Consider the following 415-nt stretch of genomic DNA (forward strand, 5'->3'; position numbering starts at 1 on the left):
ATCAAGGGAAAAACGAAAACCGCGACGTTAAAAAGCAAAACGGCGATGGCTTCGGCACGTCATTGACATATGACTTTGGCGGCAGCGATTTCGCCATTAGTGGGGCCTATACCAACTCAGATCGCACCAACGAGCAGAACCTGCAAAGCCGTGGCACAGGCAAGCGTGCAGAAGCATGGGCAACAGGTCTGAAATACGATGCCAATAATATTTATCTGGCAACTTTCTATTCTGAAACACGCAAAATGACGCCAATAACTGGCGGCTTTGCCAATAAGACACAGAACTTTGAAGCGGTCGCTCAATACCAGTTTGACTTTGGTCTGCGTCCATCGCTGGGTTATGTCTTATCGAAAGGGAAAGATATTGAAGGTATCGGTGATGAAGATCTGGTCAATTATATCGACGTCGGTGC

The 415-nt window shown here is 47.2% G+C and carries 1 protein-coding gene; it reads left to right on the top strand.

Annotated features, from left to right (window positions below; translation table 11 throughout):
- Positions 1-415 (top strand): porin (locus I6F09_RS37305; RefSeq protein ID WP_225190215.1); only part of this gene is annotated, 415 nt, incomplete at both ends.

The sequence above is a fragment of the Bradyrhizobium sp. IC3195 genome (assembly GCF_020193585.1).
In the GTDB taxonomy this organism is placed as follows: Bacteria; Pseudomonadota; Alphaproteobacteria; order Rhizobiales; family Xanthobacteraceae; genus Bradyrhizobium; species Bradyrhizobium yuanmingense.